Here is a 20,001-nt window from a genome sequence, read left to right as displayed (position 1 = left end):
AGGAGGAACACCCAAATGACAACACAAACCATTCTTCCGGTTAACGCTGAAGGCTTGCGTCAATTGTCGGAGCAAAGACAAGAACCAACCTGGCTTACGGAAAATCGCCTCAAGGCATTGGAGCTGGCGGCAACGCTGGAACTGCCAAAACTCGAAAAAATGCGCATTGAGCGCTGGGATATTCAAAACTACGGAAGCAGCAAGGAGAGCGGAAGCATTGCTTCCCTGGCCGAAGCGCCTGCTTCCATTCAAGAGCTGGTCAAAGATCAGGAGTCCGGAAGCCTGATTATCCAGCGCAACTCCGGTGTGGTATACACCAAGCTGTCGTCTGAGCTGGCGGCACAGGGCGTTATTTTCACGGATCTGCAAACAGCAATCAAAGAACATGGAGACCTCGTGAAAGCTCACCTGCACACCGCCGTAACCGCGGATGAGCATTCCGTATCCGCACTGCATGCGGCACTTTGGAACGGTGGCGTTTTCCTCTATGTACCGAAGAACGTGGAGGTATCGTCGCCGCTGCAGGCCGTGCTGCTGACGGATAATGAGGAAGCGACGTTTGCGCCGCATGTACTCATCATCGCCGACACGAACAGCTCGGTAACCTATGTAGACAACTACGTATCCGAGGGCTCGAAGGCTGTTACCCATAACGGTGCAGTTGAGATTTTTGCCAAATCCGGCGCGAAGGTGCGTTACGCTACCATTCACCAAATGGGTACGAACGTAACGGATCTGAGCTACCGCCGCGCGATCGTTGACAATGACGCATCCATGGAATGGATCGTCGGCGAAATGAACAACGGCGACACGATGAGCGACACGCATTCGGTTCTGAAAGGAAACGGTTCGACGTCCGATTCGAAGATCATCGCGGTCGGTTCCGGTTCCCAGAAGCTGAACTATACAACGCGCGCCAACCATTTCGGCAAATCTTCCGAAAGCCAAATGATCACCCGCGCCGTCATGCGCGAAGAAGCTCAGGCGATCATCAACGGCATCACGAAGATCGAGCATGGCGCGACGAAATCCGACGGTCAACAAACGGAAAAAGTGCTCATGCTGAGCCCTAAAGCCCGTGGCGACGCGAACCCGATTCTGCTCATCGACGAGGATGATGTGAAAGCAGGGCACGCGGCATCCGTAGGTCAAGTCAATCAGGAGCAAATCTACTACCTGATGTCCCGCGGTATTTCCCGCGAGGTTGCCGAGTCCCTGATCATCTACGGCTTCCTGGCTCCTGTCGTTTCCCAAATTCCGCTTGAGAGCCTTCAAAAGCAACTGCAGGCTGTCATTGAAGGGAAGTTGGGACAATGAACAACGCCATTCGCGAGCAGTTCCCGATTCTGAAGCAGGAGATTAACGGCCATCCGCTGGTTTATCTTGACAGTGCAGCGACTTCCCAGAAGCCGCTGGCCGTGATTGAAGCGCTGCGGCATTATTATGAATATGATAATGCGAACGTGCACCGTGGAGTGCATACGCTCGGCAGCCGTGCTACCGATGCTTATGAAGGCGCACGCGAAAAGGTGGCGAAGTTCATTCACGCCAAAAGCACGAAGGAAATCATTTTTACCCGCGGTACGACGACGTCCTTGAATATGGTCGCTTCGTCATACGCGCGCTCGGTTCTCGGCGAAGGCGATGAAATCGTCCTGACGCCGATGGAGCATCACAGCAATCTTATTCCATGGCAGCAGGTGGCAAAAGCAACCGGTGCCGTGCTCAAATATGTTAAACTACAAGAAGACGGTTCGGTAACGTTGTCCGAGGTCGAGAAGGTCGTAACGGACAAAACCAAAATTGTGGCTATGGCTTACGTTTCGAACGTGATGGGCGTCATCAATCCGGTGAAGGAAATCGCGGCGCTCGCACACAAGCACGGTGCCATCATGGTTGTTGACGGAGCGCAAAGCACGCCGCATATGAAGGTGGATGTACAGGATCTGGATTGTGATTTCTACGCGCTTTCCGGCCATAAAATGTGCGGTCCAACCGGTATCGGCGCGCTGTATGGCAAGAAGGAGCTGCTCGAATCCATGGAACCCGTGGAATTCGGTGGCGAAATGATCGATGACGTCGGTCTGTATGACTCCACATGGAAGGAGCTTCCTTGGAAATTCGAAGGCGGCACTCCGATTATTGCCGGAGCCGTCGGACTCGGAGCAGCCATCGATTTCCTCGAGAGCATCGGCATGGACGCCATAGAGGCACATGAACATGAGCTGGCTGCATACGCGGTCAACCGTTTGACCGAGATTGAAGGACTCAAGCTGTACGGTCCGCGCGAGCGGAAAGTCGGCCTGGTGACGTTTAATCTGGGGGATGTTCATCCGCATGACGTGGCGACGGTTCTGGATGCCAGCGGTATTGCCATCCGTGCGGGACATCACTGCTGCCAGCCGCTGATGCGCTGGCTGGAAGCCAGTTCAACGGCCCGTGCAAGCTTTTATCTGTATAATACGAAAGAAGATGTGGACCGTCTGATCAGCGCATTAATCCAGACAAAGGAGTATTTTGGCTAATGCAACTTGATGACTTGTACCGGCGCGTGATTATGGATCATTACAAAAATCCGCGCAACCGGGGTAAATTCGAAGACGGAACCGTTACGGTAGATCTCAATAATCCGACCTGCGGCGACAAGATTTCACTGCAGCTTAAAGTGGAAGATGGAATCGTTCAGGATGCCAAGTATACGGGCGAAGGCTGCTCCATCAGCATGTCTTCCGCCTCGATGATGACCGAAGCCGTCAAAGGCAAATCGGTTGAAGAGGCCAAGGAGCTGGCAACCCGATTCTCCTCGCTCATGCAAGGGGAAGACGTCCAATTCGACGATTACGAGGATATTGAAGCTTTGTCCGGAGTTAACAAGTTTCCTGCCCGCATCAAATGCGCCACGCTAGCGTGGAATGCGCTGCGGAAAGGCATTGACGAGGATCAGCATAATCATAAATGATAGGGAGGTTCGAACCCATGGCTAAAAAGGCCCCTGAAATAGAAGAGTACAAATACGGGTTCCGTGACGAACATAAAGCGGTATTTCAAACAGGCAAAGGTTTGACCCGTGAAATTGTGACCGAGATTTCCAAAATCAAAAACGAACCGGAATGGATGCTGGAGTTTCGTCTGAAATCCCTTGAGCAGTTCGAGAAAATGCCGATGCCTAAATGGGGCGGCGACCTCGACGAGCTGGATTTTAACGATATCCAGTACTATGTAAGACCTTCCGAAAAGCAAGGCAAGACCTGGGAAGAGGTTCCTTCCGAAATCAAGGAAACCTTCGACAAGCTGGGTATTCCAGAAGCGGAACAGAAGTTCCTCGCTGGCGTATCCGCCCAGTACGAATCCGAAGTCGTATACCACAATATGCAAAAGGACCTCGAAGACCAAGGCGTTATCTTCATGGATACCGATACGGCGCTCAGAGAGCATCCTGAAATTTTGAGAGAGCATTTTGCGACGGTGGTTCCGCCATCCGATAACAAATTTGCGGCTCTGAACAGCGCGGTATGGTCCGGAGGAAGCTTTATCTACGTTCCGAAAGGCGTTAAATGCGAAATCCCGCTGCAGGCCTATTTCCGGATCAATTCCGAGAACATGGGACAATTCGAACGTACGCTCATCATAGCTGACGAAGGCAGCTTTGTTCACTATGTTGAAGGCTGTACGGCTCCGATCTACAGCACGAACTCGCTGCACAGCGCGGTCGTAGAGATCATCTGTAAAAAGGATGCCCGCGTTCGTTACACGACGATCCAAAACTGGGCACCTAACATTTACAACCTCGTGACCAAGCGTGCCGTTGCCGAAGAAAATGCAACCATGGAATGGGTTGACGGCAACATCGGCTCGAAACTGACGATGAAATATCCTGCGGTCCTTCTGAAAGGACGCGGCGCGAAAGGCATGGTATTGTCGATCGCGGTTGCCGGCAAAGGCCAGCATCAGGACGCCGGTGCGAAAATGATCCACTTGGCTCCGGATACGACGTCCACGATCGTATCGAAATCGATCAGTAAACATGGCGGCAAAGTAACGTACCGCGGTCTGGCTTCCTTCGGTCGCAACGCGGACGGAGCCAAATCCAACATTAAATGCGATACGCTGATTCTGGATAACGAGTCCACTTCGGATACGATCCCGTACAACGAGATCAAAACCGACAACATCGTTCTGGAACACGAAGCAACGGTTTCGAAGGTGTCTGAGGATCAGTTGTTCTACCTCATGAGCCGCGGTCTGACGGAAGCGGAAGCGACGCAGATGATCGTTATGGGCTTCATCGAGCCGTTCACGAAGGAACTGCCGATGGAATATGCGGTAGAAATGAACCGCTTGATCAAGTTCGAGATGGAGGGCTCGATCGGCTAATCTGGCTAAGCCAGATACCGGTTGCCTTTTGCGAATACAATATAGAAAAGGTGCCCGCAGCGACTTCAGAGTCGCTCGGGCACCTTTTTTGCTTTTATAAAAAGATTTGATCAATGCCGATATCACGTTCAGAGGAGAGGTCGATAAAGCGGTCCCCGGTATTGACGAGCGGCCGGAAGAAGTCGGCCGGGTTGGTCATCACGATAGTACCTGTTTCTCCGGTTGTGAGAATGACATGCTTGCCAATGAAATTGGGAAGCATATGGCGGATAAAGGCCTGGGTAGCGTTCGCACTCAGTTTACCGAAGCTCATGCTGTGCAGCTCCCGCATGACCGTTAGCAGCTCCTGCTTGGACTGGTACACGCGATTCATGCTCATGGCGCTGAATACGTCCGCCACGGCGGTAATCCGCGAGAAAGGATGGATCTCCTTTTTATCGATCGCATGGGGATATCCGCTTCCGTCATCACGTTCATGATGCTGCAGCGCAACCAGTGCCGGGATCGTATCAACGGTGGAGCTGCGAATGATTTCATAGCCGTATGTCGTATGCTGCTTCATAATTTCAAATTCTTCAGGCGTAAGCTTGCCTGGCTTGTTCAGCAGGCTGCCCGGAATTTGGCATTTGCCGATGTCGTGCAGATAACCGGCTCTGCCCGCTTCGTAAGCTTCCTCTCTGGAGAATCCCAGCCAGGAGGCGATATAGTAGGATAAGATGCCTACCTGCATCGAGTGGTTGTATGTATAATCGTCATTCTGGTCAAAGCAGAGCATGAGAGACACAACATCCTTATGCTCTTTCAACTGGTCGACCAGAGGCTCCATGATGTCGTCTACCACGTTTTCATTAAAGCGTCCGGTTGCTAACGCTTCCAAGTACATGCTTTCGAATCCGTCTACCGCTTGCTCAATGAAGGGCTTGGTTTTTAATAGGAGCTCATGCTGCTGCGGATGGATCATAGGGATCACAGGCTGATGGACAGCAGGGTCAATGTCCGCATAGTTCACGCCATGCTGCATCAGCTTTCTGATTTCTTCCTCATTCAGCTCTGTGCCCTTTTGCAACACGTGAAGGCCGTACTCATTGAAGGTATCCTCCATCAGTCTGTCGCCTGGTTTTAAGTCTGTGACATGCACTTTCAAGCAATCCGTCACTCCATTTCTTCAAAATTCGACATCTGTTATCAACTATCATATCAAGAAAAAAATGGATTGACAATGCTGATATTACCGAACTTACAAACTTGCGGTGGGGTCCCACGGGCCTTTTTGATGGCCCTTCCATTCCGAACCGTCTTCCCAGATTTCCTTTTTCCAAATCGGGACCGACTGCTTCAATTTTTCTATTGCATAGCGGCTTGCTTCGTAGCAGTTATCCCGGTGTCCTGTTGACACGGCGATGATGACACTGGTTTCCATGATGTCGACTTTGCCTATGCGGTGGGAAATGGCACACAGGGTTCCCGGCCAGCGGGAGGCAATATCCTTTCCGATCGACTCCAGCTGGGAGAGTGCCATGGGGATGTAGGCTTCATATTCAAGATGGACGGTACGCTGCTCGCCTGTCATTTCCCGTGTGGTGCCGACAAAGGACAGGACCGCGCCATGATCCGGATGAAGCACTTTGCGGGTTACTTCGTCCACCGATAGCGGTTGGTCCGTGATGCAGTAGCGGCCGTCCTGTGACTCGGCATGAACCGGGGCTTGTCCATCCCCGCCGGAGACGGGTGGAATGAGGGCGATTTCCGAGCCTTCCGTAATAAGGTAGTCCCCCGGAGCATATTCCTGATTGACGGCAACAAAAGAAACGGAGATCTGCGAAGCAGCCTCCGGATAGGACTTGGACAGCTCTAGTTTCAACGCATCGGCGGTAATTTCGGATGTTTGCACGGAATAGGTAAGAAAGGATGTTTGCAGTCTTTCTGCAAGACCTGCGAATAATTGAATGCGAAGAAGCATATTTTTCACCTCGAACAAGGATGTTAGTGTCTTCAATATACCATATCCGCCTTGAAAATGTTATGCTTATGCCCTAGAGGACAGCAAACGATAGGACAGACTGGACCCGGAAAGAAAGGGAGGACGACAGCAATGCAACAAAGCGAGCCTAAAACCATTACCATTCTGCATACGAACGATATACACAGCCATTTCGAACAGGTTAGCTCCATTGCTGCCTACGTTGCCAATCAGCGTGAAGCGGAAAAAGGAAGTCCTCTGCTGCTGGTGGATATCGGGGATCACATGGACCGGATGGCGGTGGAAACCGAAGGCACGATGGGTCAAGCCAATGTCGATATAATAAATTTGACCGGATATGACGTTATTACAATAGGAAACAATGAGGGACTGACGTTGACGCCGGAGGATCTGGGCAGAGCCTACGCCGGGTTACTCGCGCAGGTGGTATGCTGCAATATTGTCGAGGAGGCTACAGGGGAGCCGCCCTCCTGGATGAAAAAGCATACGATCATTGAAAAAGGCGGCATTAAGCTGGGAATTACAGGGGCAACGGCTCCGTTTTCGGCATTCTACGAGCTGTTGGGTCTTCGCGCCCTGAAGCCGGAGGAGGCGATTCAACGTGAGGTGGAGATGCTCCGTGCCGAAGCGGACATCGTCATTCTGTTGTCCCATCTCGGGCTGTCAACGGACCAGAGGCTCGCAGAGGAGCTTCAAGGCTTGGATGTCATTCTGGGAGGACATACCCATCACCTGCTTGAAAAACCGCTTCAGATTGGCAATACAACGGTCTGCGGGGCGGGAAAGTTCGGGAGCTATGTGGGCAGAATTCGGATGCAGGAACAGCCGGATGGCACCTATCGGGTGACGGAAGGAGGGTGTGTGCCTGTCGATTCACACATTCTGGACGAAACAGTAGGAAACGCCCTGGCCAAACACCGCATGCATGCCGAAGATACATTAAGCGAGACCGTGGCGATAACCGATCGCATATTGCCGCTGGACCATACGGCGGAATCCCCTTTTGGCAACCTGCTGGCTCAAGCGGTCCGCAGCTACACCAAAACCGGCATTTCGCTGGTCAATACAGGCCAGCTGCTAGGTCCGCTTCCAGAGGGGGAGATATCGGCCGGAATGCTGCATACGCTTTGTCCGTCGCCGATTAACGCTTGCATCGTCAAGCTGAAAGGCAAGGACATTCGGCTTACGCTCGAGCAAAGCCTGCTCTCCGAATTCTGGAGCAGGGAAATCAGGGGATTCGGCTTCCGTGGCGAAATTTTGGGGAATGTTGCGGTGGACGGTTTAGAAGTCTTGTATGATGCAGCCCGAATCCCTTATGATAGGATTGTCCAAATTACATTCTCGGGCGAAGCGCTGCAGGACGAACAAGAATATGAGGTCGGTACGCTAGATATGTTCACATTCGGCATCGGCTACGAACATATTGCCAAGGGACAGGATCCCGAATTTATGCTGCCCGACTTTCTCCGCGATTTGCTGCGGCTTGAACTTCAGCGGCCGCTCAGCCTGAGCGAATGTGAGCACAAGAGATGGGTGCAGGCCCGTTAAGATTTCCTGAGGGAGGAAGCAATGGATACAATTACGGCGATTATTTTAGGTATCGTGGAAGGCATCACGGAATTTATTCCCGTATCTTCTACCGGTCACATGATTCTGACCTCGAAGCTGCTTGGCTACAATGATCAGGATCCGGTGATGAAAACGTTCGAGGTGGTTATCCAGCTGGGGGCGATCCTCGCGATCGCACTGGTGTATTGGCGGAGAATTCTCGATTTATTCGGCATCAAAAGAATGAATAACGATGCAGGCAGCCTTGTTCCGCGCAAGCGTCTGAATCTGCTGCATGTTATTATCGGCATTGCGCCGGCACTAATCGTCGCTTTTTTTGCGCGTGATTTCATTAAAAGCCTGTTCAGCGCCAGCACCGTGATTTGGGCATTGATCGCTGGCGGTGTGTTTATGATCTTTGCAGAATGGTTTAATAAGTCTAAGGCCAGAATTACGGCTGAAACGATGGATGATTTGTCTTACAAGCAGGTGTTCATGATCGGCATTTATCAAATTCTGTCCGTATTATGGCCTGGTTTTTCGCGCTCGGGCTCCACGATTTCCGGGGGGATGCTTGCAGGGGCAAGCTATAAAGCTTCGGCTGATTTTTCGTTCTTGATGGCGATTCCGATCATGGTCGCGGCTTCCGGTTATGAGATGCTGGATTCCTATAAGAATCTGTCCAAGGATACGCTGGGATTGTTCGCGATCGGTTTTATTCTTGCTTTTGTGGTTGCCTATATTGTCGTGATCGTGTTCATGAAACTGATCCAAAAAATACGGCTTACCCATTTTGCGGTGTACCGCTTCCTTTTGGCCATTGTTTTTTGGCTCTTCATCATGCGCTGATTCTTCCTTTACCTGGCCAAGGCAGGCGGAAACGAATCACGGTATCGGCACTGGAATTCATAGGGATTCATACAGAATAAGCGAATAACGGCGCCTTGGCCGCCTTTAGTCCGTTATTCAGGGCAGGAGAGGATATGCTTTGCGTTTGGTACCCGTTCGGAAGCTTCAGGAAGGAATGAGAATCGGCAAGAAGATCTATAGCGATGAGGGCGTCATTCTTCTGGCAGATGGCGTCACGTTGACGGCTCAGCTGATTCGGCGGCTTATTGAGCTGGACATCGGTTATATTTACATAGAAGACAGTTTGACGGAGGGCATAGCCATTCCGGAGATGCTTCAAGAGGAGACACGCCGCAACGCCCTTCAGAACATAAGGAAAAACTTTCAGCGTTTGTCGGAAACCTCCAAGATGGTCAAAAGCTATTTTCACCTGGGAAAGGACTTCAGCAAAGTCATGGAATCCATCCTGAAGGATGTCAGTTCCCAAGAGGAATCGATGATTTTGCTAATGGATATGAATACGGCAGACCATTATCTGTATAAGCATTCGCTTAACGTATGCGTGTATTCACTCATTCTCGGGATCGCTAACGGCTACTCGGAGGATCAGCTGATGGTGCTCGGTCTGGGGGCTTTATTGCATGATATCGGCAAGACCCAGATACCGCAGCGTATTCTGCTTAAGCCGCAGAAGCTGACGGATGAAGAGTTCCATATGATGCAGGCACACACAGAGATTGGATACAAAATATTAAAAGATGAGCCCAACATCCCCCTCTTGGCGGCGCACTGTGCTTTCCAGCATCATGAACGGCTGAATGGAAGCGGGTATCCGCGCGGCATCAAAGGCAACGATATCCACGAATACGCGCAGTGGGTAGCCCTTGCCGATTCCTATGATGCGATGACCTCGCATCGGGTTTATCGACCGGCGATGCTTCCTCATCAGGCAGCGGAGGTTCTGTACGCCGGTTCGGGCACGTTATATGATCAGAAAAAGCTGGAGCTGTTCCGGGACAGGGTCGTGATCTATCCGCCGGGATTAACCGTAAAACTGAGCACGGGCGAAACGGGCGTCGTATCAAAGATTCATCTGAGCACGCCGCATCGGCCTGTCATTCGAATATTCGGCGACGCGGAAGGTCAAACGCTGCAGACGCCGTATGAAATGGACTTGGCCCGTAAGCTATCCGTCATTATCACGGATGTGGACGGAACAGATGCCATGCCCGTTTCTTTGGAGTATTAAGGAGGCAGATCCCATGATGGAGCGACAGAACAAAGCACCAAACCGGCAGTGGGGCAGCATCATGTTCCGCTACCGCTGGGCTGTCGCTCTGGCATGGGTCTTTTTGATTTGTCTTCTCGGGTTTTTCGCTGTCCGTACGCCTTCGATGCTGCAGGACAGCGGCTTTACGCCGACCGGAAGCTCCTCCGAGCGGGGGATTGCCTTTCTTGAGGATAAGCTGGGCATGTCCGCCGCTTCGCTGGAGATCGTGCTTGAGAGCACGAACGGAGAGAATTTGACCACATCCGCAGCGCAGAAAAGGCTGTGGGAAGAACTAGCCCCGCTGCGCGCCCAGCCGTTTGTCCGGGACATGTATGCAAGCATTGCGTCACGGCAGACCGCCGAGGATTCCATTACGGCCTTTACCGTCCTGCTCAATGAGCCATCCGGTGATGCGCTGGGCCATTTTGAGGAGATCAAAGCAGCCGTTCCCGAAGTGAGCGGAACCCGTGCTTATATCACCGGCAACTTGGCGGTGTATCACGATATGAGCAGTGCGGTAAGGCAAGATATTTTCCGCGCTGAATCCTTCGGGATTCCAGCGGCGTTTTTGATTTTGCTGCTGTTGTTTGGCAGTTTCCCGGCTGCGTTGCTGCCGGTAGCGGTCGGGCTTGGCAGTGTGGCGGTAACCCTGGGCAGTCTCTATTTTGTAGCGGCCCGGGGCGTGCCGCTGAGTAATTTTCTGCCGAATATGGTTACGATGCTCGGCCTTGCCGTAGGCATCGATTATGCGCTGTTCATGGTGAGCCGCTTTCGCGAGGAACTGAAAAAGGGCGAAGTAGAGGGAGCGCTGAATGCGGCATGCCGGACTGCGGGCAGGTCGGTGCTTTATTCCGGAGGGGCCGTCATGGCCGGACTTCTGGCCCTGAATTTCATCCCGCTTCCCGTTTTCAGGTCGCTGGCGCTTGGCGGCATGCTGGTCGTCCTGGTGTCTGTGCTGGCCGCCAGCACGCTGCTGCCGGCGCTGCTTGCCATTTTGGGACACCGGATATTTGCCTGGCCGGTCAGGCTCAAGGTGAAAAGGGAAGAGAGCGGCCGGGCATGGGTACGCATCTCGGATCTTATCATGGCCCGGCCTGCGATCGTCTCCGTTATGGTTGTGGCTGCACTGCTCGCAGCCATGCTGCCTGCTCTACATATGAAGCTCGGGATTCCTTCAGCAGAAGTGCTTCCCCCGACGTATGCTTCCCGTTATGGATCGGAGCTGATGAAAAAGGCTTACGACATGAAAGAACTAAGCGCCATCACGATCGCGATCGAACTGGATCGGCCCTATGAGGATTCCTCCTCGATCAAGCTGGTCAAGTCATATATGTCTTCGCTGCGGAATCACCCGGGAGTCCACCGGGTTGAAAGCTATGCAAGCTTCCTGAAGGAGGATGATGCCGTCGTCAGCGACGAGCTTCGCAGCGAGATCGAACAGCGTCATGCTGCGAAAGGTCATGCGGTGCTTATCGCCGTCGTGCCTGAGGGCGGAGAAACAGATCCGGAAACGGTCACGCTGGTGCGGGAGCTTCGGCAGCAGCCGCCGGGTGGCGTACATGCTTTTTACGTGACAGGTCCGCCGGCCTATAAGCTGGATATTATGGATCGGATTCAGAGCGGTATTCCTTATGTACTCGCTACCGTTCTGATCCTGACTTATATCATTCTTTTTGCTGCCTTCCGCTCCGTCTTGCTGCCGTTGAAAGCGGTGGTCATGAATCTGCTGAGCCTTGGAGCCAGCTTCGGGTTAGTCACGCTCGTTTTTCAGCGGGGATTCGGAGCCGAATGGCTTCATGTTACTTATACAGGCAGCGTGTTCGCGGTACTGCCGGTATTGATTTTTTGCGTGGTATTCGGTATTTCGATGGACTATGAAGTGATGATGCTCTCGCGCATTTCGGAGGCTTATCATAATGAAAGGAATAATGAACGCAGCACGGCCATAGGATTGCAGAGAACCGGAGGCATGATCACTGGGGCGGCGCTGATTCTTGCCGTTGTCGCGGGTGCTTTCATGTTTACGGATAATGAGCTGATGAAGGCGCTTGGGCTCGGGCTGACCGCATCCGTGCTGATTGATGTGACCGTCGTTCGCATTCTGCTGGTTCCTGCTTTGATGAAGCTGATGGGCAGAGCCAACTGGTGGATTCCCCGCTGGATGTCGTTTTTGGCAAGGACGGAAAGGGATGAAGGCTAAGGAGAACATGGCTTGCATGAAGGTTGGCGGGAGAGTTTTTGCCTGCTTCATGGTATGATAAAAGGAAGCCTCTTGTCCATGCGGTGACTTTCAGCCGGAAATTCCCTGAGAATCACCGCAGACAGTATGGCGGAATGCCTGCTTGGATGGTTTAAATAAAGAAATAAGGTGAGGAAAAACATGAATACATTACAACTGTCGCCCAAGAATGATCCCTGGGATCCGATCGGCTCGCTCCGTACTTACGGCAGTCATGTGCTGACGAGCGTGGAAATGACAGTCACTCATTTATGCAACATGCGCTGTGAGCACTGCGCTGTAGGAGATATGCTCGTCATGAAGGAAGCCGAGTTTTTGCCGCTGGAGCTCATGCTGAAGCGTCTGGATGAGGTCGAGCATCTGCAGACGATCAGCCTGACTGGAGGAGAACCTTCCTTCCGCGAAAAAACCGTGAACGAGGTCATTGTACCGCTGCTCAAGTATGCGAAGGAACGAGGCGTGCGGACGCAGATCAACTCCAATTTGACTTTGGATATCAGCCGATACGAGAAGATGCTTCCGTATTTGGATGTGATGCATATTTCATTCAACTATTTGAACGGCGATGATTTCCATGAAGTGGGCTTCGCCAACAGCAACCATCCGGTTCCCAAAGAAACGGCTTACCGCATGTACGACAAAATGATTGAAAATGCCATCAAGCTTAGTGAAGCGGGCATGTTTATATCGGCTGAATCGATGATTAATTATCGTACGCATACAAAGCTGGCCGGAATTCACAAACTAATACAGGAAATGGGATGCAAGCGCCATGAGGTTCATCCGATGTACGCATCCAATTTCGCAACTGCCCTGCCGGTTCTTTCGCTTGATGAAACCCGTGCAGCCATTCACTCGCTGCTCGATGTCCGTGATCCGGATATGTGGATGCTGTTCGGCACGCTGCCTTTTTTTGCGTGCAGCGACCATTCGGATGACATGAAACTGATCCGCCGGCTTGCGTCGGAACCGAACGTAACGGTTCGCAATGATCCGGACGGCAGAAACCGCGTGAATGTCAATTTGTTCTCCGGCGATGTCTATGTGACTGACTTTTCCGATGTTCCCGCGTTCGGGAACATTCAAAGCAGTCGGCTGGACGATATTTTTAATGCATGGCAAACGGATCATCCGCTGAATAAAACGATCAACTGCCACTGTGACGCCGCAGGCTGCTGCGGACCGAATCTGCTGGTGAAGGATATGTACTACAAAGATATCGATTTCAGCATCAGGCAAGCTAACATCTAATCAGAAATCATAAGAAATGGGGCGTTTCATTTGGACGGCGAGTTAGAAATAGGCAAGCTATTATTCAACCTTTTCCTGGTTTTGCTGCTTGTATTCTTTAACGGAGTATTTGTCGCGGCGGAGTTTTCGCTCGTCAAAATGCGTCAGTCCCGGCTGACGCAGCTGGTGAGCGAGGGCAACCGCATGGCGAATTATGCTTTGAGAGTAAACAATAAGCTGGATGCCTATTTATCCGCAACGCAGTTCGGTATTACGCTGGCATCCCTGGGACTCGGCTGGATTGGCGAGCCTGCCATCTCGCATCTCCTGGTACAGCCGCTCATGTATAAAGCGGGAATCACGGACACTACGCTGACTGCGACGGTTTCTGTCATTCTGGGATTCTGTATTATCACGTTTTTGCATATCGTACTGGGAGAGCTGGCTCCTAAGTCGCTGGCGATTCAGAAAACGGAAGGCGCAGCCCTGCTGCTGTCCGCACCGCTGATGCTTTTCTATAAAATATTTTTCCCGTTCATATGGCTCCTGAACGCATCCGCCAATGTTATTTTGAGACTGGTAGGCGTTCAGCCGGCCACGGAATCAGAAGCTGCGCATTCTGAAGAGGAAATCCGCATATTAATGAATCAGAGTGCCAAAAGCGGAGTGATCGACAAGGATGAGATGAAGCTGATGGACAACATCTTCGAATTCTCCGATCTGCTGGCACGCGAAATTATGCTGCCCCGTACCGACATGGATTGTCTGTACACGAACAACACGCTGGAAGAGAACCTCAAAATCATCAGCGACACGAAGCACTCGCGTTATCCCGTTGCCGTGGAGGACAAGGACCAGATTCTCGGCTTTGTACATATTACCGATTTTCTGATGGCGGACGAGGAACATCAAAAAGAGCTTACGACGCTGGTGCGTCCGATCCTGAATGTGCCGGAATCCATGGAAATCAGCCATGTACTGCGCTTGATGCAGAAAAAGCATGCGCAGCTCACGCTGGTCGTGGACGAGTATGGGGGAACGGCGGGAATGCTTACCGCGGAAGAAATCCTGGAAGAGATCGTCGGCGAGCTGTACGACGAATTCGAGGATGAACGGCCCGATGTGGAAATTCAAGAGGATTTTATCTCCGTGGATGGCCGCATGCTGATTGAAGACGTCAATGATCTTACCGGTGTGGTGATCGAGGACGATGAGGTCGATTCCATCGGAGGGTGGCTTTTCAAAGAGCTGGAGGGCAATCCGGTCAAAGGCAAAATGATTCAACTGAACAATTTCATATTTGAAGTTGAGGAATCAACGAGACTCCGGATCACCCGGGTCAACATCCACCGCGTTGCCGCAGCCGATACGGTCACCGAAGAGGGAGGTGCGGCAGACGGGGATTAAGGGGGGAGCTTGTGTCAGGGAAACAGCTGCTTCTCGTCGGAATCGGGCTGCTGCTGCTGTATATTCTGTTTACGGCAGGAGCGCCGTTTTTGCTGGCTGCCCTGGTGGCCATTTCGCTGGAGCCCATCCATGGCATGATGATGCAAAAGCTGAAATGGAACCGGGTCGCGGCCGCTTCCCTCACATGTACCTTGTTTTTGCTTCTCGTTCTGCTCCTGGTGTACATGATGGGGCTGCAGGTATTCGGTCAATTGGTGGAGTATTGGAAGAACGCCCCATCGTATTTTGCCGCCGCCAACGATTTTGCGCAAAATACGATGATACAAGCCAGGGGGTGGCTCGACCGGATTCAGCCTGACCTGGCTGAGAGCCTGCGCGTTCTGCTGTCCAACGTCACGCAGTATGCGGAATCCTTTGTGAATTCATTATCTTCGGCTTTTTTGAACTTTGCCAAAGGGATTCCCGGCATGTTTATCTTTTTCGTCGTTTTTTTCGTTGCCTTGTACCTGTTCAGCTTTGGACTGCCTGCACTCCGCACCGGTCTTTTGTCCCTGTTTGAGGATGAGATGCAGGGACAGATCCAGGAGGTGCTCGCCAGTCTGAAAAGGTCGATATTCGGGTTTATACAAGCTCAGATGATCCTTAGTGCTTTTACGTATATCGTTACGTTGACGGGTCTCCTTATTCTGCAGATCAATTACCCGCTGGCGATCGCCATGCTGATCATGTTTGTGGACATTTTGCCGATCCTCGGTGTAGGATCGGTCCTGATTCCCTGGGCGGTCTATCTGTTCATTGTCGGCGATTCCTATACCGGCTTCGGGCTGTCCCTCTTGTTTATTGTCATCACAGTGGCAAGGCGGGTCATCGAACCCAAGGTCATCGGCGATTCCGTCGGCATCGGGGCGCTCTCGGCGCTGGTGAGCATGTATATCGGCTTCAAGCTGGTCGGCGTCATCGGCGTCTTTATCGGGCCCCTGGTTGTCATCATCTATTCGGCTGTCCGCAAAGCGGGATTATTTCAGATCAAAATCAAATTTTAGCTATAGGGTATTCCATGAACTTCTTTGGACAAGTTTCGGCTTGTTTCGAGGGAGTTCTTTTGTTTTTTTTGCGATTTTTTGTTCAGTTTCCACGAATGCCTCATATGTTAGTTACGAAGAGGCTGATGGGCTCTTGGTGTCATCGGTCTTATATCATGTTGTAAAAGGAGGAGCCTTGGGTGAATGTGAACAGCAACCAGGTACGCGTCTACAAGCCCTTTATCGGACCTTTTGATCCATGCCCGCCAATGCTATACCGGACTTATGTCGTTCCCCCGAACCAATATATTACCTTTCAGCCGCTGAATTGGCCGCAGTTCAGCCTGGAGGAAGCATTGACGAGAGGAACGCTATGGCCGAATTTGTTCAGCCCGTATCATCCCAACCGCAATGTACAGGAAGGGGGATCCTAATGTCGGAAAATGCAAACTCAGGAAATTTGGGCCCTGCTCACATGATGCCGAACAATGTGAACCCGGCTAATGTGATGCCGAGCAATGTGAGTCCGGCCAACGTGATGCCGAGCAACGTCGGTCCCGCTCACATGAAGCCGGACAAATCTAGCGTTAAACCGGAAATGGTGAAGGGAGCGGCGATCGATCAGCATTATTACGAGCTGCTGGAGCGAATCCAGGTTGTTGATTTTGCACTGGTCGAGCTGAATTTATATCTGGATACGCATCCCGATGATCTAAAAAGCGTTGAGCAGTACAATCAGCTCGCCCAGGAGCGCATTCCGCTCGTCAGAAAGTTTCAGGAGCTCTACGGGCCCTTGATGAACTTCGGCCATGCCTATTCCAGGTTTCCCTTTGAATGGCCGCAGACGCCATGGCCATGGCAGGTATGAGCGTGTAAATTCATTTTCTTGAAGGAGGCGGTCTCAAGCGCATGTGGGTATATGAGAAGAAGCTCCAGTATCCGGTTCGCGTCAGTAAATGTGATCCGAAAATGGCGAAGTATTTGCTTGAGCAGTATGGCGGTGCTGACGGCGAATTGGCCGCGGCCCTAAGATATTTGAATCAGCGTTACACCATTCCCGACAGAGTCATCGGTTTGTTGAATGATATCGGCACCGAAGAATTTGCCCATCTCGAAATGATCGCAACGATGGTTTACAAGCTCACCAAGGATGCCACCGTCGAACAGCTGGAAAATGCAGGCCTCGGCGCCCATTACGCTGCGCATGATAAGGCCCTCTTCTATGAGAATGCGTCCGGCGTACCTTGGACGGCGGCTTATATCCAGGCCAAAGGGGACCCGCTGGCGGACTTGTACGAAGATATTGCGGCTGAAGAAAAGGCCAGGGCTACATACCAATGGCTGATCGACATGACGGATGACGTGGATCTGCAGGATAGCCTCAAGTTTCTGCGGGAACGTGAGATCGTCCATGCCACCCGCTTCAGGGAAGCCGTCGAAATCATCAAGGATGATCGCATGCAAAAAAGAATATTTTGACCGCGACAATGGTTGGAGTGACAGGCGTTCCCTTGAGGGAACGCCTGTTTTGCGCGGTTTACATCCTCCGGGCCTTCCCTTATGATAGGCTATGACGCAAGATACCGAAGTCACAGAAGGGACGAAGCTGACGATGAATTCTTCAAGCAAGTTAACCCGGCCCGAGGCCATGATTTTTGATATGGACGGCACGCTGTTTCAGACGGAATCCGTCCTGCTACCCGCATATCATAAGCTGTTTGACACCCTGCGCAGCGAAGGTCTGTATACGTCGCCCACCCCTCCGGAAGAACGGATGCTCGGCAGTTTGGGCATGCTTTTGGAGGATATTTGGAAGGTCGTGATGCCTGACGGAAGCCCTGAGGCTCACAACCGTGCCAACGAGCTGCTGCTCCAGCTGGAGCTGGAAGGGCTGGCGGGCGGAGAGACGCTGCTGTATCCCGAAGTCAAGGAAACGCTGGAGACGCTGCACCGGCAGGACGTTAAGCTGTATGTCGCGAGCAATGGGCTCGAGCATTATATCAGCGGCATTGTGGATACGCATGAGCTTTCAACGCTTTTCAGCGGTTTGTACAGCGCCGGCAAGAACGGCACCCTGACCAAAGTGGACCTGGTTAAGCTGCTGCTGGAACAAGAGCAGGTCAAATCCGCCTGGATGGTGGGAGACCGTTCTTCGGACGTGGAGGCCGGGCAGAAAAACGGTCTTAGCGTGATTGGCTGCGCGTATGCCGGCTTTGGCAATCATGATGAACTGAAGGGTTCCGATGTACTGATCTCGTCATTCTCCGACTTATTGAAGCTGTATGAGGAATCGGGTTCCTAAGTACATATAGCATGACATTTCCGAACCAAAAACCAACCAGCCGCAGAGTTACTGCGGCTGGTTGGTTTTTGGAGCTTCTTTTTTTTGATTGTACAGCCAGGCGGCATATTCAAGAGGCCTTACGATCGCCTGCCGGTACAGCTCGGCATCGCCGATTTGCGAGAATACCTCTCTGGCGGGCTTGGGATTGACCTCCAGCAAATAAATTTCTCCCTTTCGGTTGATCGCCAGATCAAGAGCCAGCTCGCACAAAGCGCCGTACTGTCTTTCCAGATACGCCGCGACGCCGATTCCCAGCTCCTCGCAGTTTCTCCTTACTTTGGCACGGTTCTCCTCGTTATCAATCCATTTCTCCAGGATGACATTCATGGATACGGCATGCCCACCGCCGTGTAAATTGGACGTGACGCTTCGGGGTGCTCCGACCCGGCCGGCGATGCCGGTAAGCTGCCAATATCCCTCGCCGTTTTTTTGCACCAGCATCCGGTAATCGTGAACGCGTCCGTCCGGCAGATCTACCGGGATGCCTTCCTGCACGAGATAACGTTCCTTCATATGCCAGCTGTTCAGGATGGCACCCAGCCGGGAGGTGTGGATTTTTTGCGGAGTAATGATTTTCCGTTCCTGATTCCGGCCCTGAATATAATACTGATGACGTTCTTTGAGCCGCTCAACCCGTAAAATCCCGCGCCCGCCTGTGCCGTTGATAGGTTTTAAATAAACGACAGGCTTTTTTTTCATCATCTGGTGTACATCGGACAGTCCATGATAAAGATGGGTTTCGGGAAGATATTTCCGGAATTCGGGCCTTCGGGAAAGCACCTCGTAGATCGTCCATTTATTCCGGAGCGGCCTGTTCAGAAACAGAAGATGGCTGTATCTGCGCCGAAACTCAATCAGCTGCGAGAAACGGTATCCTTTTTGAATTCGGCATCGGTCATAGATCATATCCGGGAAGTGCCGCCAGCTGCGTCCCCATGTACCTTTTTTGGCATCATACTCCATAGCGAAAATTCTGCGTTTGCTGTCGTTGACATCCATCGGCGTGAATACATAAACATCCAAGCCGATTTTGCGGCCTTCGATAATCATTTTCTGGTAAACAGCCTTTTCCTCCAAAACCTTTTTATCGTTCAAATAAAGCGTCAAAATCCCTAAGACGGGAACCGGCACATCGTTTCACCTTCTTCGCTCGGGACCGCCTGAAGGCGAACCGGATTGTTGTTTTCTCCTATGAGGTTCAGGACATATCTACCCGGCTGCTCCTGAACCATGGCGGAGGCAGTAAGTCCTGCCCGGAAGCACATCCCGAGGAACGGTATCTGTTTGAGACCGGCGCTGCATTGTATATGTCCAAGCTGAGCCATCTGTTCCGTCATAAGCCGTGAGCCAATCCCTCTCCGCCGGTAAAGCGGATGGACGGCAATCAGAAAAGCATCGCTTCCGAAATTCTGAGCATAGCTTGCTCCGATCAGAAAGGGGCCGGCCTCTCCGCGTACGGTTGCCGTAAGCAAAGAGGTGCCGGTCTGCTGCAGGATGGATTCAGTCGCGCAGGCGAGCTTGACATAATCTTCGTGCAGAGCCCGCTTTCCGCCGTGCTCGAACATAAACCGCAAGACGCGGGCCTGTTGGCGGCTCCATTCGTTGCGGGGGTAATCGTGCAGGGAGTCAACTTGCATGGGTGAATTCACTTCCTTTAAGAGATAAGAAAGTACTGACATTCGAGGTAAAACATCCTTATCTCGCAAAAAAACTTCCGCTGATCGCGGTCTGTCTTCT

The 20,001-nt window shown here is 52.0% G+C and carries 19 protein-coding genes; 15 read left to right on the top strand and 4 right to left on the bottom strand.

What is annotated here, in order from left to right; all coding sequences use genetic code 11:
* Nucleotides 1-15: 15 nt before the first annotated feature.
* The 4 genes from sufD to sufB are packed head-to-tail and all read left to right on the top strand — an operon-like array spanning nt 16 to nt 4,374.
* Complete coding sequence (gene sufD, locus PCH05_RS02515) at nt 16-1,317, top strand: Fe-S cluster assembly protein SufD (protein WP_127600343.1); 1,302 nt, start codon at nt 16-18, stop codon at nt 1,315-1,317.
* The gene (locus tag PCH05_RS02510; protein ID WP_127600341.1) at nt 1,314-2,525 is read left to right on the top strand and encodes a cysteine desulfurase; all 1,212 of its coding nucleotides are present in this window, start codon (nt 1,314-1,316) and stop codon (nt 2,523-2,525) included. Before sufD ends, PCH05_RS02510 begins: the two co-directional genes overlap by 4 nt.
* Complete coding sequence (gene sufU / locus PCH05_RS02505; RefSeq protein ID WP_127600339.1) at nt 2,525-2,959, top strand: Fe-S cluster assembly sulfur transfer protein SufU; 435 nt, start codon at nt 2,525-2,527, stop codon at nt 2,957-2,959. The genes PCH05_RS02510 and sufU overlap by 1 nt, the downstream gene beginning before the upstream one ends.
* A gap of 17 nt (nt 2,960-2,976) precedes the next feature.
* Complete coding sequence (gene sufB / locus PCH05_RS02500) at nt 2,977-4,374, top strand: Fe-S cluster assembly protein SufB (RefSeq protein WP_127600337.1); 1,398 nt, start codon at nt 2,977-2,979, stop codon at nt 4,372-4,374.
* 94 nt (nt 4,375-4,468) lie between these two features.
* Here the strand turns inward: sufB and PCH05_RS02495 are convergent, their stop codons facing one another.
* Together PCH05_RS02495 and moaD are read right to left on the bottom strand one after the other, a co-directional pair.
* Nucleotides 4,469-5,518: an HD-GYP domain-containing protein gene (locus PCH05_RS02495; RefSeq protein WP_127600335.1), complete on the bottom strand. Its 1,050-nt coding sequence runs from the start codon at nt 5,516-5,518 to the stop codon at nt 4,469-4,471.
* 93 nt (nt 5,519-5,611) lie between these two features.
* Nucleotides 5,612-6,334, bottom strand: a complete 723-nt coding sequence (moaD, locus tag PCH05_RS02490; RefSeq protein WP_127600835.1) for a molybdopterin converting factor subunit 1 — start codon at nt 6,332-6,334, stop codon at nt 5,612-5,614.
* A 132-nt stretch (nt 6,335-6,466) separates the two neighbouring features.
* Here moaD and PCH05_RS02485 point away from each other — a divergent pair, with 132 nt between their 5' ends.
* The 11 genes from PCH05_RS02485 (at nt 6,467) to PCH05_RS02435 (ending at nt 18,222) form a co-directional block, all read left to right on the top strand.
* A complete protein-coding gene (locus tag PCH05_RS02485) occupies nt 6,467-7,903 on the top strand; it encodes a bifunctional metallophosphatase/5'-nucleotidase (protein WP_127600333.1) in 1,437 nt (478 codons plus the stop codon).
* Between the two features lie 21 nt (nt 7,904-7,924).
* Complete coding sequence (locus PCH05_RS02480) at nt 7,925-8,752, top strand: undecaprenyl-diphosphate phosphatase (RefSeq protein ID WP_127600331.1); 828 nt, start codon at nt 7,925-7,927, stop codon at nt 8,750-8,752.
* A gap of 139 nt (nt 8,753-8,891) precedes the next feature.
* Nucleotides 8,892-10,001 (top strand): HD-GYP domain-containing protein, encoded by a 1,110-nt coding sequence (locus PCH05_RS02475; protein ID WP_127600329.1) that lies wholly within the window; start codon nt 8,892-8,894, stop codon nt 9,999-10,001.
* Between the two features lie 13 nt (nt 10,002-10,014).
* The gene (locus tag PCH05_RS02470) at nt 10,015-12,222 is read left to right on the top strand and encodes an MMPL family transporter (RefSeq protein ID WP_127600327.1); all 2,208 of its coding nucleotides are present in this window, start codon (nt 10,015-10,017) and stop codon (nt 12,220-12,222) included.
* A 180-nt stretch (nt 12,223-12,402) separates the two neighbouring features.
* The gene (gene yfkAB / locus PCH05_RS02465; protein ID WP_127600325.1) at nt 12,403-13,512 is read left to right on the top strand and encodes a radical SAM/CxCxxxxC motif protein YfkAB; all 1,110 of its coding nucleotides are present in this window, start codon (nt 12,403-12,405) and stop codon (nt 13,510-13,512) included.
* 30 nt (nt 13,513-13,542) lie between these two features.
* Nucleotides 13,543-14,898, top strand: coding sequence for a hemolysin family protein (locus tag PCH05_RS02460; RefSeq protein ID WP_127600323.1), 1,356 nt, complete (start codon nt 13,543-13,545; stop codon nt 14,896-14,898).
* Nucleotides 14,899-14,909: 11 nt separating this feature from the next.
* Nucleotides 14,910-15,941, top strand: a complete 1,032-nt coding sequence (ytvI, locus tag PCH05_RS02455) for a sporulation integral membrane protein YtvI (RefSeq protein ID WP_127600321.1) — start codon at nt 14,910-14,912, stop codon at nt 15,939-15,941.
* A 248-nt stretch (nt 15,942-16,189) separates the two neighbouring features.
* The gene (locus tag PCH05_RS02450) at nt 16,190-16,354 is read left to right on the top strand and encodes a spore coat associated protein CotJA (protein WP_127600833.1); all 165 of its coding nucleotides are present in this window, start codon (nt 16,190-16,192) and stop codon (nt 16,352-16,354) included.
* Between the two features lie 164 nt (nt 16,355-16,518).
* Nucleotides 16,519-16,788: a spore coat protein CotJB gene (locus PCH05_RS02445; protein WP_127600831.1), complete on the top strand. Its 270-nt coding sequence runs from the start codon at nt 16,519-16,521 to the stop codon at nt 16,786-16,788.
* 41 nt (nt 16,789-16,829) lie between these two features.
* A complete protein-coding gene (locus tag PCH05_RS02440) occupies nt 16,830-17,399 on the top strand; it encodes a manganese catalase family protein (RefSeq protein WP_127600319.1) in 570 nt (189 codons plus the stop codon).
* Between the two features lie 133 nt (nt 17,400-17,532).
* Nucleotides 17,533-18,222, top strand: coding sequence for an HAD family hydrolase (locus PCH05_RS02435; protein WP_127600829.1), 690 nt, complete (start codon nt 17,533-17,535; stop codon nt 18,220-18,222).
* Nucleotides 18,223-18,270: 48 nt separating this feature from the next.
* On the opposite strand, the gene PCH05_RS02430 is transcribed toward PCH05_RS02435, so the two are convergent.
* Nucleotides 18,271-19,395, bottom strand: coding sequence for a YheC/YheD family endospore coat-associated protein (locus tag PCH05_RS02430; RefSeq protein ID WP_127600317.1), 1,125 nt, complete (start codon nt 19,393-19,395; stop codon nt 18,271-18,273).
* Entirely contained in the window at nt 19,377-19,901 is a 525-nt protein-coding gene (locus tag PCH05_RS02425) for a GNAT family N-acetyltransferase (protein WP_164766514.1), read from the bottom strand. The genes PCH05_RS02430 and PCH05_RS02425 overlap by 19 nt, the downstream gene beginning before the upstream one ends.
* Nucleotides 19,902-20,001 lie beyond the last annotated feature (100 nt).

It is taken from the genome of Paenibacillus chibensis (assembly GCF_004001045.1).
Classification (GTDB): Bacteria; Bacillota; Bacilli; order Paenibacillales; family Paenibacillaceae; genus Paenibacillus_AQ; species Paenibacillus_AQ chibensis.
Note: the sequence above shows the minus strand (reverse complement) of the source record. Positions and strands in the feature narration are given on the sequence as shown.

Coding starts and splice junctions, on each gene's coding strand:
- moaD (WP_127600835.1), bottom strand. CDS start 6,334: ATGCTTCTTCGCATTCAATTATTCGCAGGTCTTGCAGAAAGACTGCAA.
- yfkAB (WP_127600325.1), top strand. CDS start 12,403: ATGAATACATTACAACTGTCGCCCAAGAATGATCCCTGGGATCCGATC.
- PCH05_RS02440 (WP_127600319.1), top strand. CDS start 16,830: ATGTGGGTATATGAGAAGAAGCTCCAGTATCCGGTTCGCGTCAGTAAA.
- PCH05_RS02425 (WP_164766514.1), bottom strand. CDS start 19,901: ATGCAAGTTGACTCCCTGCACGATTACCCCCGCAACGAATGGAGCCGC.
- PCH05_RS02480 (WP_127600331.1), top strand. CDS start 7,925: ATGGATACAATTACGGCGATTATTTTAGGTATCGTGGAAGGCATCACG.
- PCH05_RS02435 (WP_127600829.1), top strand. CDS start 17,533: ATGAATTCTTCAAGCAAGTTAACCCGGCCCGAGGCCATGATTTTTGAT.
- sufU (WP_127600339.1), top strand. CDS start 2,525: ATGCAACTTGATGACTTGTACCGGCGCGTGATTATGGATCATTACAAA.
- PCH05_RS02510 (WP_127600341.1), top strand. CDS start 1,314: ATGAACAACGCCATTCGCGAGCAGTTCCCGATTCTGAAGCAGGAGATT.
- sufB (WP_127600337.1), top strand. CDS start 2,977: ATGGCTAAAAAGGCCCCTGAAATAGAAGAGTACAAATACGGGTTCCGT.
- PCH05_RS02445 (WP_127600831.1), top strand. CDS start 16,519: ATGGTGAAGGGAGCGGCGATCGATCAGCATTATTACGAGCTGCTGGAG.
- PCH05_RS02450 (WP_127600833.1), top strand. CDS start 16,190: ATGCTATACCGGACTTATGTCGTTCCCCCGAACCAATATATTACCTTT.
- PCH05_RS02485 (WP_127600333.1), top strand. CDS start 6,467: ATGCAACAAAGCGAGCCTAAAACCATTACCATTCTGCATACGAACGAT.
- sufD (WP_127600343.1), top strand. CDS start 16: ATGACAACACAAACCATTCTTCCGGTTAACGCTGAAGGCTTGCGTCAA.
- PCH05_RS02470 (WP_127600327.1), top strand. CDS start 10,015: ATGATGGAGCGACAGAACAAAGCACCAAACCGGCAGTGGGGCAGCATC.